At 41.3% G+C, this 15,983-nt stretch carries 12 protein-coding genes; 2 read left to right on the top strand and 10 right to left on the bottom strand.

The window, feature by feature from the left end; translation table 11 throughout:
- The 7 genes from U3A58_RS16140 to U3A58_RS16110 form a co-directional block, all read right to left on the bottom strand.
- A partial coding sequence (locus U3A58_RS16140; RefSeq protein ID WP_323825106.1) for a polymerase occupies positions 1-880 on the bottom strand: 880 nt, incomplete at its 3' end.
- Between the two features lie 346 nt (positions 881-1,226).
- Positions 1,227-2,012, bottom strand: coding sequence for a hypothetical protein (locus U3A58_RS16135; RefSeq protein WP_323825104.1), 786 nt, complete (start codon positions 2,010-2,012; stop codon positions 1,227-1,229).
- A gap of 127 nt (positions 2,013-2,139) precedes the next feature.
- Positions 2,140-3,531 (bottom strand): mercuric reductase, encoded by a 1,392-nt coding sequence (locus U3A58_RS16130; RefSeq protein WP_323825102.1) that lies wholly within the window; start codon positions 3,529-3,531, stop codon positions 2,140-2,142.
- Between the two features lie 120 nt (positions 3,532-3,651).
- Complete coding sequence (locus tag U3A58_RS16125) at positions 3,652-4,233, bottom strand: hypothetical protein (RefSeq protein WP_323825100.1); 582 nt, start codon at positions 4,231-4,233, stop codon at positions 3,652-3,654.
- A 176-nt stretch (positions 4,234-4,409) separates the two neighbouring features.
- Positions 4,410-7,343, bottom strand: a complete 2,934-nt coding sequence (locus U3A58_RS16120; protein WP_323825098.1) for a S9 family peptidase — start codon at positions 7,341-7,343, stop codon at positions 4,410-4,412.
- 638 nt (positions 7,344-7,981) lie between these two features.
- Positions 7,982-9,715 (bottom strand): amidohydrolase, encoded by a 1,734-nt coding sequence (locus U3A58_RS16115; RefSeq protein WP_323825096.1) that lies wholly within the window; start codon positions 9,713-9,715, stop codon positions 7,982-7,984.
- A gap of 153 nt (positions 9,716-9,868) precedes the next feature.
- A complete protein-coding gene (locus U3A58_RS16110; protein WP_323825094.1) occupies positions 9,869-11,956 on the bottom strand; it encodes an FG-GAP-like repeat-containing protein in 2,088 nt (695 codons plus the stop codon).
- 93 nt (positions 11,957-12,049) lie between these two features.
- Here U3A58_RS16110 and U3A58_RS16105 point away from each other — a divergent pair, with 93 nt between their 5' ends.
- Positions 12,050-13,345, top strand: a complete 1,296-nt coding sequence (locus U3A58_RS16105; protein WP_323825092.1) for a UDP-N-acetylmuramoyl-tripeptide--D-alanyl-D-alanine ligase — start codon at positions 12,050-12,052, stop codon at positions 13,343-13,345.
- Between the two features lie 315 nt (positions 13,346-13,660).
- Positions 13,661-14,338, top strand: a complete 678-nt coding sequence (locus U3A58_RS16100; RefSeq protein WP_323825090.1) for a DUF2461 domain-containing protein — start codon at positions 13,661-13,663, stop codon at positions 14,336-14,338.
- Positions 14,339-14,411: 73 nt separating this feature from the next.
- Here U3A58_RS16100 and U3A58_RS16095 read toward each other — a convergent pair whose 3' ends face one another.
- From U3A58_RS16095 to U3A58_RS16085, 3 genes are read right to left on the bottom strand one after another with little or no spacing between them, the layout of a single operon-like run.
- Entirely contained in the window at positions 14,412-15,248 is an 837-nt protein-coding gene (locus U3A58_RS16095) for a Cof-type HAD-IIB family hydrolase (RefSeq protein ID WP_323825088.1), read from the bottom strand.
- On the bottom strand, positions 15,248-15,520 hold the full coding sequence (locus U3A58_RS16090; RefSeq protein WP_323825086.1) for a hypothetical protein: 273 nt from the start codon (positions 15,518-15,520) through the stop codon (positions 15,248-15,250). Before U3A58_RS16090 ends, U3A58_RS16095 begins: the two co-directional genes overlap by 1 nt.
- A gap of 16 nt (positions 15,521-15,536) precedes the next feature.
- Entirely contained in the window at positions 15,537-15,959 is a 423-nt protein-coding gene (locus tag U3A58_RS16085; RefSeq protein WP_323825084.1) for a hypothetical protein, read from the bottom strand.
- Between the last annotated feature and the right edge of the window lie 24 nt (positions 15,960-15,983).

Below are 15,983 nucleotides of genomic sequence, written 5' to 3'. Positions count from 1 at the left end.
GACACTTGTCCATGTGATCTGGAGTGCCATCACCATCAGAATCCAAAGTCATACCTGCAGAGTTTACTCTTGCTCCAGCTGGAGTGTTAGGCTCTTTATCTAGGTAATCAGGAACGCCGTCACCATCAGAATCTTTCAGCATATCTTTGATACCGTTGATCTGTGTAGCAAGTTCTTCTTTGGTAGCATATTTGTCAGCTGCGATGTACCAGTCAGCATGCTCCTGATTCTTGCCTAAATAGAAATTCAGACCAAGAGTCCCTGTCCACCAAGTTCCGGTAGCATGAACCATTGGGTTTGAGTTAGGCAGAATAGGCTGGACTGGGGCATTATATTGATTTCCATCGAAGGTGTACGTTTGTCTTCCATTGATAATCATGGAAATATCCCCAGTAAGTGCTACGCGGTTTCCTAGCTTTAATTGGCCAGTCAGGCCCGTAATAAAGTTATAAACGTAATCGGGTTGTGTATTGAGGATAGTGTGCTCGTAGCTTAGTCTTCCTGCTCCGGCTCCAAAATGGCCAAGAAATCCTATACTTCTTGTGAATGATTCAAAGTTCATGATCCTACCCAGGTTGGCAACAACCTGAAGATCGCCTCTGAAATAGTTTGTAGTGAAAGTCGGACTATGGTCTTTAGCTTCAGAAAAGGAACCAAATCCTGCATCAGCTTTCAATCCGAATTTTTCATTGAACATATAGCGCACACCGAAATCAAGATGTCCTATATTCAATGTTGGAGATAGAAAACCGGGAGTTAGGGGAGCCATAGATTTATTGAAACCTGCATTCGTTTCAAGTGACCAGCGATTGAAATCATTTTGCGCTAAAACTACATTGGTAAGAGCTAAAAAGATTAGGGTAAGTAACTGTTTTTTCATTTGAGATAAAGGTGATTTTGATGATTTGGCACAACGGTGCAAAATCTGTGCTTATTATAAGGGACAAGTTTGGGAATAAAAAAGCCCAGANTGAGATAAAGGTGATTTTGATGATTTGGCACAACGGTGCAAAATCTGTGCTTATTATAAGGGACAAGTTTGGGAATAAAAAAGCCCAGAGTTTCCGGGCTTTAAGTGGTATGTCACGGCTCTTGAGCGTTGATACTGTTTAGATAGTGGAGGGTCGTTTTTATTCTGCTCATTTAAATCCCCTAAACTTCAAAAATCCCCCGGCATTGCAAGGGTTAATTTTTCAGAACTTTTTAAAATTCTCATGCTCGTAGGTTTAGTTAAATTTAAATGGAGCCGTTGTCCTGTTTTGATAGCCATGGTAACTGATGGCGATGAATAGGACGATGGCTCCGATTAGTGCCGTCCATTGTAACGTCGGGATATTTTCCCAATGTCTTACTGAAATGGCGATCAATGCCCAAACACCTACTGATGCAAATTCCCGCAGGTTTCGAGTAGCGATCATAAAAAGATTTAGGATGACTGCCACGATGATCATTACTATGGCCCAAGTGACCTCAGAAGCACCACCCGTCCAGCCAGCTTTTGTTAGATAGGCTGAGATATTTGCGATAGTCGCCACAGCGATCCATCCACTATAAAGCGCAATAGGCCACCATAGCCAAAAGATAATTGGCCGTGGTGCGTCCCATCTTTCCATATTCGTATTCAAAATGATGATGACGAGACTAGCTAAAATACCTAGCATCACGATGACGCTGATGCCTGTATATTCCATAAGCCACATATAAATCCAAAGTCCGTTTCCGATATTTGCCATGATCAGATAGGGGCCGATTTGGGATAGAAAATCTGAATCTTTGACAGGACTAAATGCCCTCGAAATAAAGAAAATAGCTTGGGCAAAAAGCGCCAAAAATATCAGTCCCCAGATGGAGAAAGCATATCCGGCTGGAGTGAAAAGGTTTTCGTAGTCCGTACTTAAGGAACTAACCGTATTGCCATTTAATCCTTTTGCATTCACCCAGTAATTCCAAAAGATCACTATGATCAGCACGATCAGATTCAGGATAGCATATACTTTATGTGAATTTTTCATGTGTTTATAATTTGTTTTTATAGGTCACATAGCCTGTCCCGTCCCGATAGTTATCGGGATCGATTCGGGAGAATCTCGCATGGTTGATAATCTTGTCACTGCGTGACGCTTGAGTCATGCTCGAGGCCTATTTATTAAGTGGCTTGAGTTGTTGCAAGAGTGTTGGGATTAATTCAGTGACTGTTGGGTGGGTTTGTACGGAATTCATCAGGGATTTATAACTCATTTTGCCATACATGGCTGTCAAAAATGTCCCGATGATTTCATCTCCTCCTGTACCAAACACAGTTGCTCCGAGGATTTTTTCGGAGTCTGCATCCACGATCACCTCCATTTTTCCTTGGGTTTCCCCCTTTTCTTTTGCCCTGGAAATAGCATTCATGGGCATACGGGCAAAGAGTAAATTTTTGCCAGATTCTTTTGCTTGAGAAAGCGTTAGCCCAGCCCGTCCCAATGGGGGATCGATGTATAAAGCATAATTGGTGATCCGATCATCCAGCGTTCTTTTCCGATCTCCAAATAGCTGATCAGCCATAATCTCATAGTCATTATAGGAAGTATGGGTAAAAGCACCTTTACCATTGCAATCACCCAAAGCGTAAATTCCTTCAATATTGGTTTCCAGTTTTGCATTTACCTCTAAGTATCCCCTATCGGTAAGTACTAAACCTGCTTTTTCTGGCTTGAGTAAATCGGAATTTGGGACTCTTCCTGTGGCAATTAAAACTTGAGAGCCACTGATTTTCTTGTCCTTCCCATCTTTTTGGAAGGAAACGGTCACTCCATCTGATTTTTTGTTTTTCCCTTTAAGACAATTGGCTCCGCAGATTACTTTTATCCCTTCGTTTTCCAGTACTTCCCGGACTAATTCTGAAGTATCTTGATCTTCTTTGGAAACCAGATAATCGCCCATTTCCAAAACGGTAACCTTAGAACCCAAACGTTTGAAAATCTGGGCGAATTCTAGCCCTATATAACTCCCTCCAATAATAATGAGGCTGTCTGGTACCTTCTCAAGTTGAAGAATTGAAGTGTTGCTGAGGTAATCCACCTCTTCAAAACCTTCCGGAATTCTGGTTCTAGCACCTACGTTAAGGAATATTTTGTATGACTTAAGAATTCTAGACCCGACTTTCAGCCTGGTTTTATCTATAAATGTGGCAGTACCGCGGATCATCGAGATTTGAGGTGAATCACTCAATGATTTTCGAATACCTATCCTGGATTGGTTGACCAGTTTGTCTTTTCTTTTTTTTATGGCTTTTAAATTTACTTTGGGCTGTTTGGGTACTTCGATTCCCAAGGTATGCGCGTTCGAAATTGCCCAAGCAGCTCTAGCACTTGCTACATAGGCTTTGGTGGGCGTACACCCTGTATTGACACAGGTGCCTCCCAGCGCGGCTTTTTCCACTATGGCCACTTTCCATTTTTCTCTGGCTAAGGCTAGTGCAAGAGGATTTCCAGCTTGCCCGGAACCAATAATTATGGCGTCAAAAGTTTCTACTCTGTCTTCAATCATATTCAAAAAAGGTTTATTGGGAGGACTTCATTTCTCTAAAAGTTACAAACAGAAAGCCAAACACAAAAGAAGGAGCCTGATATCCAGACTCCTTCTTTAAGTATTTACCAAATCATGTGTTTAATTTCTTGAAGCTATCCAGTTCCGCACATTTCCATGAAACTCATTGATGGCTTTGGTATGAAAATATGGATAGATGATTTTGTCTCTTAACCAGGACCCGCTACGGTAAAATGTCTTATGTGAAACCTCGGTCTTTCCATTTGAAAGTGAAGTGAATCGGATGAATTGTGAACCCTCAGATTTGGAGTTTTCCAGATAGCAGATTCGGATTAGCCCTTTGCTTTTATCAATTTCCATCACTTCATGACCTACTTGAAGTTTGATAGTGCCTTTGAAAACATGAAGGTTTAGAATAAGCAGCTGACCTTTGCCCATTCCTCCTGAATAGATTTGCCCCGGAAAGACTTCTTCTCCAGTTTGCCTTGAGTACAGGCGATGGAAATGAATCATCCGACCACTCCATGCTTTTTCAGGAGAAATATTGACATAGCCATCCCAGACGTTGTCGAAATCCTCATCGTAAAGGTAAGTTTCCAGATGCTGGTGATAATTGGGATCGGTATCCTGGTAACAGATGGAGCTTAGCTTTCCGAAATCAATTGGTGAATTAACAGGCTTTTCTTTGTTGGGTTCTTGCATGGATTGTAAAGATTCGCTTTTGCGAAATGAGAGTTAAAGAAAGTCAAAGTGAGTCTATTCCCAAATCACATGGTGATAATAGGGATACTTCGTGCTAGGGAAATCTATGATTAAATTCTTTACAAAGCACATTAAAGCAAAAAGAGGAGCCTTTTATAGCTCCCCTTTGGCTTTGATTAAAATGCTCTGTTTTCCAGATGTTTTTCCAGATCAATTTTGTCAATACCTTTTGACATCCATTCTGGAGCATCTGCCCCTTTGAGATGATGGTCAAAGAACTCCATCATTCTTACCGAGTAATCTTTCCGGTTTTCTAGTTTGCCCAAGCCATGGTTTTCTCCTTTGTACTGAACCAAAATTACTGGCTTTTTCAATCGTCTTAACGCGGAGTAATATTCTATTCCTTGAGTGAAGTCCACAGCTCCGTCCTTATCATTATGTAGCATCAGAAGTGGTGTAGTTACATTTTTCACATGGTACACCGGGCTATTTCGCTCATAAGCATCCCAGTCTTCCCAAGGACCGCCAGTAAATCTACCCTGAGATGCTTCGAAGATCGACATGTTTCCTCCTCCCGAATTCCAATAGATCAAATCGTACATGGAAATCAGATTAGTCAAAGGTGCACCTGCAGCGGCTGCTTTGAACATGTCTGTCTGAGTGATCAAGAATGAGGTCTGATAACCTCCCCAAGAGTGGCCGTGGATTCCGATGTTGTCTTCATCGATTACCCCTGTTTCAATTGCAGCTTTTACACCAGGAATTACACACCATACTGCGGACATTCCTGGGTCATCCATGGTATAGACAATGTCTGGAATAAAGACAGCATACCCATTGCTGGTATATAGGTTAGGGTTCCAGCCTGTGCCGCTGAAGCCAGGGTTTACCCAGTTGTGACGGGTTTGAGAAAGTTTTTCATAATAGTAAACTAACGTTGGATATTTTTCTCCTTCTACATAATTGGCTGGAAGGAAAAGCGCACCTTGAAGTGTATCGCCCTTGTCAGATACATAGTCAACCAGTCTTGTCCCTGATGACCAAGCATAATTTCCTGCGTCAGGAGCATTTTCGGTCACTTGTGTAGGTGAGGAAAGGGATGCGTCTGATACATAAATCTGATCAGGCTCATTGAATTTCTCCTTGTTGAAGAAATACACCTCAGTATTCTCAGCTTTTTTCAAAGAGCCAACGCTGGCATCCTCCCAGATTAGAGGCTTAGCCCCAGGCTCTAGTCCCTTTTTAGAAGAGCTTATCAGCGAAATACCACTTTTTTTAGTCCATTCGCCATAAGCTCGGATATATAGCGGCTTACTGAGATTTATGCCTTTTTCATCTGGATCAAGAGAAAAGCGGTATTGATATCTGATTTTTTCTGCTCTACCATTTTGGGTCAAATTCACGGCTTTGACTTTTCCGGTCACCGGCACTTGCCAGATATCCCAGCCGTCATTTAGCAACACATACTGACTATCACTACTCCAGCCAAGCGAGCCTTGCAGTGGCTTTGTTACATTGTGATCATCATCTTCATTCACGAAAGTAACTGGCAAACTGCCCGTAAGATTCGTTTTTTCTCCAGCGGCAATATCATAACTATAATAGTCGCCATCGTATCCGTAAATCAACTTCGTGCCGTCTGGGGAGCCACGGGGATAGGAAGTATAGCCTGGAAGATAAAAGTTAGTGAAAAGCGTCTTTTTATCTCCTGTTTTGAGATCTACAATATAGAAATCTCGATAGTTCTGTCCATCCAAATTGCTTTGTAATTCATAGGCTTGATTGTCAGAACCAATAGCATATTTTTCTTTGTCAAGAATGCTCAGATCCCTCATGGTACTATCCTGAAGCTGTATATGCTTGCCGACAGCCACATCATATAGGGCATAGAAGCTGTAATTTTTATCCTGATTTTCCAGCACTTGCTGACGGGATTGAAGACGGCTGTCTTTCCAGTGCCAGATAGTCATGTCGGGTTTGTCTGCATCATTATCTTTTGGACTTACTTTTCCAGAGTCCAGTTTCGAAAGTGCTTTCTTTAGGTCAGCAATGGAATTCAATGAAGTATCGGCCATGATTTTTTTCATGACTTCAGTCTCTGCAAGCTTCACCGAATCTTTGTCCAATTCCTTTTTTACCTCTTCCTTTTTTTCTAAAACCAATGGATGAATACCGTAGAAAAGTCTAGTCAAATCTTCTGACCACATAGGTTTGCGATTTGGACTGATTGTATATTCTTTCGAAAATCCAGTAGAATCTTTAGCCGGATCATAGACTGTCACCTGAGGACTTGGTAAATTTTTTACACCAACTAATTTGCCCTGATCCTGCTTGTACTTTTTGTCTTTGACCATTTTCAGAGCTGCGAAAGCATCCCCCTTTTCCGTCCAGTTGATTGATTTGTAGGTGGCCTTGTCGGAGTCGAGTACAGTTGTGCTACTGTTGGTCAGGTTCATTAGATAAATTCCATTTCCTGATTGATTGGCTGCATCTACCGTATATGCCAGGTAATTTCCACTTTTGTTGAAAGAGAATTCTGCCACATTACCGATATTTTGAGCTTTTTCTGAGTTGAGGTTGTAAATCAGGAGATCTGAACCTTTAGCATCACCGCCACCATCTTTGGTCAGATTCACTGCCAGGTGAGTGGCTGCTTCTCCATTGAAGGAGAAATTGCTGACGTTTTCAAAAGTTTTCTTATCGTCATTATCGTCTGAGCCAAGTTTTATAAGCGTAACCTTATCGTGAAGAGACTTTCCTTTAGATTTTTCATTGTCTTCCTTTTCCTTAAAAGTCGGGTATTCTTTGAATGCGATCCACTTGCTATCCTCGCTGAATTCAATGGAAGGGTAGGAAGTGAATCCAATTTTGAAAGTCTGAGTGGAATCTGGATCACTTACATACTTTAGAATCACTTCTCCATCAGCTTCCAGCGCTACCATCCCGTAGGCGATCCATTTGCCGTCTGGTGAGATTTTGAAAGTTCCACTGTTCATGTATTTCCAGGTAGGAATGTCTTTCCAAGTCATCGGCTTGGCCGCTTCATCTTGGGCAATTGCCAGATTACTGATCAGGCAAAAAATCCAAAAAAAGTTAAAGAGTCTTTTCATGTGATTATAGTTTAATTTTCAAAGGTCATAACCTGTCCCGTGACGAAGGAAACGGGATGGAATCTCGCATGGTTGATAATTATCCCAGCGTGTGCCACTTTGGGTCATGCTCGATTTCCTAGTTGTTTCAGTTTAGGATTGTAAAATAAGTTTTTTTGAAAGAACTCGGGGGTCAATTTGATGGAAGACTACTCAAATGGGATGAAAAGATAGATTCAGGGTTTAGCAAAAAGCAAAAAGTTTCAGATATTAGGATCTTAGTCCTCTGGGATAATTTTAAAGGTTCAATAATAGGCTAATGGTCAAATCCTGTTGCTCGCCAATACCAATAACCTCCTATCAAAAAAAACAATATGCATGTCACTGATAAATAATAGAGAATGTCCCACAATTTAATTGACCCTTTAAACTGAATGTTTTTAATACCTACATAAAATGACAATACAAAAAAAATGAGTAGCATGGCATTGCTTAATACATAACTTAGAACACTTTCTGAATTCCATCTCAAATTTGTTTCAATAAAACCTTGCGCAGTTCGGTAAGACTCGGGGTCAAATAGTATAGCAATAGTATCAAACAACAATAGAGAAGAATATAATCCTACAATTACTATAAAAAGGTAATTTAGTATTTGCTCAATAGTTCTCACTCCTTGACCCATTTTCAGTTTTGCTATAAACAATATTCCCTCCAACCACGGTCATCGCTACTTTAGTATCAAGTATTTTATCCTCAGCAATTTCCATAATATTTTGATCAAAAACAGTAAAGTCAGCTGCTTTTCCAACCTCAATTGAGCCTTTAAAATCCTCTTCAAATTCTGCAAAAGCCCCATCCAAAGTATACGATTTCAATGCTTGCGCTCGGGTCATTTTCTGATCTCCTTCGTAGCCGCCTTCAGGAAGTCCTTGCAAAGTCCTGCGGGTAACGGATGCATAAAAGGAAGGGATAGGATCAACAGGCTCTACCGGCGCGTCTGTTCCGTTGGTGACTACAGCGCCGGATTGTATCAATTTCTGCCACACGTAGGCGCCATCGATAATCCGCTTTTCACCCAATCTGTCAATCGCCCAAGGACGGTCAGAGCTCAGGTGAATAGCCTGCATAGCAGCAATGACTCCTAATTCTCCAAATCTGGGAATGTCGTCCGGATGGATATGTTGTGCATGTTCGATTCGGAATCTCAGCGCTTTTGAATCAGAGTGATTAGCGAATGCAGCTTCATATCGATCAAGAATTTCCTGATTTGCCCGATCCCCGATAGCATGGGCACAAACTTGAAAGCCAGCTGGGATCGCTTTAGCAGATACTTCGGAAACTACTTCCATTGGCAAGGTCTCATGGCCACGATGACCTGGACGATCTGAATAATCTTCCAACAACCAAGCGCCTCTTGATCCCAGCGCACCGTCACAGTTAAGTTTAATTGATCGGACTGTCAGCATGTGATCGGCAGTATCTATCATCGGCCCTTTTTTATACCATTCTTCCAAAAGAGCTGGTTGAGTGCCTGTAAGCATTACGTATTGACGGATAGTAAGCTTTCCTTCGTTTTTGAATTTTTGGATTAGGTCAATGGTTTTTTGACCTGCACCAGCGTCGTGGAAACTTGTAATTCCCTTTTCATTCAATTCTTTCAGTGCCAAAGTCAATGCCTCCTCAGCTCTCTCTGGAGTCTCAGCTGGAATCAATCTTCCGACAAGTCCCGCCGCTCTTTCAGAGAGTATTCCTGTAGGATTTCCCAATTCGTCGAGAATGATTTCCCCACCTTCTACTTCACCTGGTCTTTCTCCTTTCAGGTTACTGATCCCAGCAAGTTCTAGTGCTTTGCCATTGGCAAAAGCTGCATGGCCACTTGCGTGGGATAGGTAAACAGGATTGTCGGGAGACACTTTATTCAGTTGGTCATTAGTCTGAAAGCCTTTTACCATTTTTTCAGGCTTTTCGATCCATTTGTCTTGATGCCAGCCACGACCTGTGATCCAGTCTCCTGGTTTTGCTTTGGCTATAGCCTCAGCTACTTTTTCTACCAGTTCGTCATAGGTATTCACATACATCAGATCCAGTTCTAGCTTATTGTAGCCAATTCCCATTAAGTGTGCATGAGATTCGATGATCCCGGGAGTCATGGTATTTCCTTGCAGATCGATTACTTCGGTAGATTCAGTCTTGTGCTTTTCAATCTCTGCTACAGATCCCACGGCTAGGATCATTCCGTTTTTTACAGCCACGGCTTCCACTATGGGCAGCGCTTCATTGACGGTGTAAATAATGCCATTGGTAAAAATCAAATCGGCAGGTTCATCCTTTTCAGAAGAGCAAGAAAGGAGTAATATCCCTAAGATTGCGAGTAAGTAGAAGTTTTTCATGTGTTTATAATTGATTTTTATTGGACACATGGAATCTCGCATATTTGATAATCTTCCCTCTGTGCGACGCTTGAGTCATGCTCGATTTCATGGATTTATATTTCAACCCGAAACCTACCTCATTTCAAACAATCCAAAAAGCTAGTCCTGTAATTAGCGCATCAAGATTTTAGCTGACCGGGTTACTTTTCCATCAATTTCCAGAAATAAAATATATAAGCCTGGAGTTAAAAAGCCTGCTTGAATCTCCACAGCCTGATTTGCAGGCACATCAATTTCACTTAGTATAACTTGCCCCAGTGAGTTGATAAGTTGAGCTTTTGCGGTAGCGTTTACGATGACTTTGATCGGGCCATCTGTGGGATTAGGGTATATTTTGAATTGATATTCCCCAGCAGGAATATCAGCAGAATCAGTTGCGGTTAGGTAAATCAAGCCTCCGGCACGAGTGCCAAGTACTAAATCACCGGATCCTCCAAAAGGTGAATCGACTAAGGTGATCCATGTATTTCTTCCGAGTCGGGTAGGGATTCTTTCCTCACCAATTTGAACTAGCACTTCAGTACGTGTGTCCGAATTCATGAAGTCGGTAATTTTCACAAGTAGGCCATTTTGATCAATCGCATATAGATTGGGGCTGGATGAATTTTCTACTGCTACTGACAGATTTCTAGTTGCAGGATTATCTACAAATCCCAAAAAGTTGGATTCCTCCAGGCTTGCAGTGTAGGAAGTAAAATCAAAAGCATATAGGTCAAGGCTACCATTTTGTGCAGCAACCAACATATAATCCTCTTGCTGGTAATTAAAAAATTGCAGATAATCTCCCCTTTGAGGGGAGTATCCAGCTATCGAAATAGGATCGGAGGCTTCTTTCAAAAGATCGTAAATCAGCTGAGATGGAATGTTGTTTTGATACACAATTCCTGAGGCTAATAAATTTGTTTTTCCAGCCTTATCTCTATAACTGATGTACTGTGCGTCCAAAAGATTAAGTGAGGATAGTTTTACGTTTTCAACTGCCTGTTTGGTCAATTTTCCATCGACCATTCCAAACGAAGTTAACCTAGACTTCACCAGTCCCTTTTCTGAATGGATATTCGATGTAACCAGAAGCTCACCCAGACTTTTATTCCCCAAAAAAACAGGCCTTGCGTTCTCCCCCAAATCAATCATCTGGTCTTGTAAGAATTTATAGTCAGCATTACCCTGATTATCAATTTTCACGATTGAATGGGAGAAATCAATACCGAAATTGAAGGCGGTTTCGCTGGTGTTTAAACTAACGATTAAGTCATCTCCAATCAGCTGACCTACATGAAAAATTGGAAACTCCGGAAAGTTACCGTATCCGGGAAGGGTATTGGTAAAACTAGTGAAAACCGGATTGCTCGAACTCCCTGAATTAGGTAGAAAATAAAGGACATTGCACTCGTCACGTCCCAAGACTAAATCTTCTATTCCATCACCGTCAAAATCCTGATATAGAATAGAATGTCCGCCGGCATGCAAAATCCGGTTGCCATCATACAGTTCTTTTCTGGAATTCAGATCTTGGCCTTCACAGGTTTTTCCAAAGGAAATTTCACCACATCCACAGAATTCAAAGTTTCCCCAGTGATCCAGCCCAAAAGCAAAACCATCAATATCCGCAGTTCCTTTACGCTCCATGCTGGTGTTTTTGTAAAATTCCATGTAATCACCTCCGGCAAAATTAAACAGTACCAGATCCAGATCTCCGTCACCGTCCAAATCCTGGATCAAAGGAATGTCCAGATTATTCGTTTGAATATTGCCTGAACCGTCTAATTTGAGGAAGTTTTGAGCGAGCTCCCACGAAATGATTTTGCCTGTGGATGTGTTTCTATAAGCTTTAATTCCAAGGGCGGTAGAGGTGAAAAGATCCTTTTTCCCATCCCCATCGAAATCTGCCAACACCAGAAACCCATTGATGTCCGCTGGAAGTAAGTAGCTTAATTCTGGTAAGTGATTTACCTTTTCTCCGTTTTTTTCGAAAACCAGCAGTTGTCTAGAATTGATGTCCCAAGTCACCCATTCCTCTATTCCATCTGACGTAAGATCTATAGTTTGAATCTGTGCAGAATTAATCCCGCCGGTAAAAGGAGCCGGGCGTAGAGCGCCTTCGATTTCCACTTCTGGGTGCTGGTCAATTCTAAAAATTTCTTGCGCGTTCATCTGAATGCTGATGATGAGAAAAATGAAAATCCAGAATTTGCGCATGGAATGGTAAAAGGTAAGACAAATTAATACGGCAGTCTCAGTTCAAAGATGTGAATGATTCCTTTATTTTGGGAATTAATTCCTTCCAAAACGATGAATATTTCCATTTTATATACGCTATTCAAAAATAGTACAGGAGTCAGTACAGACACTCGAAAGATTGAAAAGGGTAATTTGTTTTTTGCGCTGAAAGGGCCAAATTTCGATGCTAATTCTTTCGCACCTGAGGCGTTGGAAATGGGCGCGTCAGTAGTAGTGATCGATGAGGTCAAACATTTTGTGGAGGACGATGAGCGTTATTTTTTGGCAGAAGATGCGCTGAAGATGCTTCAGGATTTAGCCAATTATCATAGAAATCAACTAAAGATTCCAATTATTGGCTTGACCGGTTCAAATGGGAAAACTACCACCAAAGAGCTGATGAAGGCTGTTTTGAGTAAAAAATTCAAAACTGCAGCGACAGTCGGGAATCTAAATAATCATATTGGCGTGCCATTGACTTTGCTTGCTATAGGAGAGGATGATGAAATCGCAATCGTGGAAATGGGCGCTAACAAGCCCGGTGATATAGCCGAGCTTTGTCAGATTGCCGAGCCTACCCATGGCGTCATTACTAATATAGGGCGGGCACATCTGGAAGGCATGGGTGGTCCGGAGGGAGTATTGAAAACCAAAACGGAATTGTTCCAGTTTTTAAGGGAAAATGAGGGGACTGTGTTTATTAATTCACAGGATACTGTTTTGATAAACGTTGCTAAGCGATTTGAGAAACCTGTACTTTACCCTTCGAAAGGTGATTTCTGTGAAGTAAGATTCGAAGAGGCAAATCCCTTTGTCAAATTCTCAACAGAAGGAAGCGAGCAGGTATTTCAGAGTCATTTGATTGGAGCGTATAATTTTGGGAATATTGCAACGGCACTGACTATCGGGAAATTTTTTGGAGTAGATATTAATACGGCCGCTCAGGCAATTGTGACTTATCGCCCTTCTAATATGCGTTCTCAATTGATCGAGAAACGCAGCAATCTGATTATTCTGGATGCTTACAATGCCAATCCATCCAGCATGGAAGTAGCTATCCGGACTTTTGGACAGATGACTGGGAAGAAGCATAAAATGTTGATTATCGGAGATATGTTCGAATTGGGAGAGCATACTGAAGCCGAACATGCGCGACTGGGAGAAATCATCAGCGAATACGAAATTGATAAGGTTTGTTTTACCGGTCAGTTGATAGTGTCTGCTTTAGCGAAGTATCCAAAAGCATTGTATTTTCCTGATCCTTTTTCATTTAGAAATTGGCTTGAAGACAGTCATCTGGAAGATTTTATGATATTAATTAAAGGCAGTAGAGGAATGAAATTGGAGGGATTGGTCGATTTTATCTGACAATGTCATGGAAGTTTATAGGTAGGGGTTCTGGGCCATATAGAATTGTTTCACAGACTATAGAGCTTTCACTCTAGGTATTTTCTATAACCTGATTGCTGTTAAACCTGTTACTAGCTATTGCCCTTGCTCTTACTTTTTTGCTGTTCAGTCAAGTGTTTCGACGATGTGTAGTGAAAGCGTTTTAGTCTTGACTACTGGGTTTTTCAAGTTAATTTAAGAAGAATTCCTTCATTGTTGAAATCAATTTTGCTTCAATAAAGTTTACTTTCAAGTCTGCCTACAAATCTCACCACTCACCATAATACATTTAAAATGCGTCCTTACTTGCCTTTCCTCGCCGCCCTCGCCGAACATAATTCCAAAGAATGGATGGATGCCAATAAGAAATGGTACCAGGAAACTAAGTTAGAATTTTTAGAAGATGTTGCCGTGCTACTCAAAGGAATTGGGGAATGGGAACCAGAGCTTTTGGTATTCAAACCCAAAGACTGCGTCTTTAGGCAAAATCGAGATATCCGCTTTTCGGCTAATAAAATGCCTTACAAAAATAATTTTGGAGCCTATTTTTCACCCAAAGGGAAGAAATCAGAAGGGCCAGGTTATTATCTGCAGATTCAGCCTGACAATTCATTTGTGGCTGGGGGAATCTGGATGCCAGTGGCTGAAACATTAAAGAAAATTAGAAAAGAAATTGATTACTCAGGAGCCGAACTCGAGAAAATTGAAAGTGATTCAGCTTTCAAGTCATTATTTGGGAAAATAGAAGGGGAAAAACTCAAGACCAGTCCCCGGGATTATGAGGCTGATCATGAGTTTATTGAGTATCTGAGATTGAAGAGTTTTACGGTGTCTTCGAAAATTTCAAATCGGGACATTGAATCAGGAAACTTCATCAATATCGCATTGGATGGCTTTCAGAAAATGAGACCTCTACAGGTCTTTTTGACGCAGGCTATCGATGAGGTGGAAGATGGATCTGGCCTTTTATAGATTTTAGTAGCTAGTATCAAGAAGCTAGAGGGGAGAATGTAGAATTAAGAACCACGCGTTTAGAGCAAATACCTTATAAATAAGAATTAATCTCGAATCTCGAATCTCTGATTTTCTCTAAGGTTGCGGCGACTCCATCTTCTTTGTTATGGTGCGTGATTTCGTTAGCGACAGCCTGTACTTCCATTCGGGCATTTTCTACAGCCACACCCCATCCTACAGATTGAATCAGATCGATGTCATTATAATTATCTCCAAAAGCGACCACTGATTCTAACCCAAAGTCATAGGCATGCTCGAGAATTTTCTTTAAGCCAGTAGCTTTGGATATGGCCTTCGGGGCAATCTCCAGATAGGTATCACTGGAGCGATAGAGGTGCAAGTCAAGGGAATGTTCAAAATGTAATTCTCCGAAAAGCCAGGATATTTCTTCATTGGTTCCCATGCACATCACTTTATGTGCACCTGAATTACCTTTTGACCAGAGATTTACCACATCCTGACCTGGTAGCCAAGTACATTCAACTTTTGTATTTCTAACTTCTCGCTGGGACCAGTAATCATCTTTTTCCTCATACCAATTTTCACCCTGATACAAACTAACATGGATATCAGTTTTATGAGTGAGTTGAAGGATTTTGGTAACCAAATCCACCGGAATGCTTACATCTTCCAAGACTTCACCTTCGGCACTCAATACATAACCACCGTTGTAACTGATCAAGGGCTGAGGAAATCGATTCATATCATGAAGCAGATGCCGCATAGCATCAGGCATACGGGAACTGGCAAGAATCACTGGAAAGCCCTCGGGTAAGTCCGCAACCACGGCTTTGAGACGAGGCGATAGATCACGCACTGAATTGAGGAGTGTCCCGTCAATGTCGGAGCAAAAAGCTTTTATCTTCATTAGTCGAAGTCAGACCAGTTTACATCATTTGCAAAATTGGCGAATACACCAAAGCCAATCACAGCAATAAAAATTATGACTGCGGCAAAAATAATGAGCTTAACAATTAATTCAGCCTTAGCCCAAGTTGCCTTTTCTGGATCAGTGTTTTTGTCTGTAGCCCAAATTATGAGCATGATCAGACCGATCAAAGGAAGGCGTTTGACGAGCACTGCAATTATCCATTCTCCCAAAGAGGTTGGCGGGTTTTTGTATTCGTTTGGTATTTCCATGAGTAAATAGGGTTAGTTAAAAGTCTTTTGTGTCAAACATATACTCCTGCATAGCAACATTCTCAGGATTAGTAGGATCCGTTTGGATAAACTGAACAGTAATTTGTTGATATTCTTCAGCATTTTCAAAATCACGAAGGTAAAGTTCTGCGCATTTACGGGCAAGGATTTCTGGTTGATTTCCTAGGATCAGCGGATCGCCATTTTCCAGTTTAAGATAAATGGTAGAAGTGGTGGTGTCATTCGAAGTTGATTTGCTGAGATTAACATTCATTCCTTGGAATTTACCCAGCATTCGAATTTCCTCTGATGGCATAAACCCTTCTCCCATCATTGCTTCCATCCCCTTGAAAGCAAATTTTGCAATGTTTTCAGGATTACATGAGCAGGAACTTATAGTTGAAAGTAAAAAGAGTAGGATAAAAATACGGTTTCGCATGATGATTCCAGTTAGGATTTAGGT

This window comes from Algoriphagus persicinus, from assembly GCF_035156415.1.
GTDB lineage: Bacteria > Bacteroidota > Bacteroidia > Cytophagales > Cyclobacteriaceae > Algoriphagus > Algoriphagus persicinus.
The sequence above is the reverse complement of the archived record's forward strand: the minus strand, read 5'-3'. Positions and strand labels throughout refer to the sequence as shown.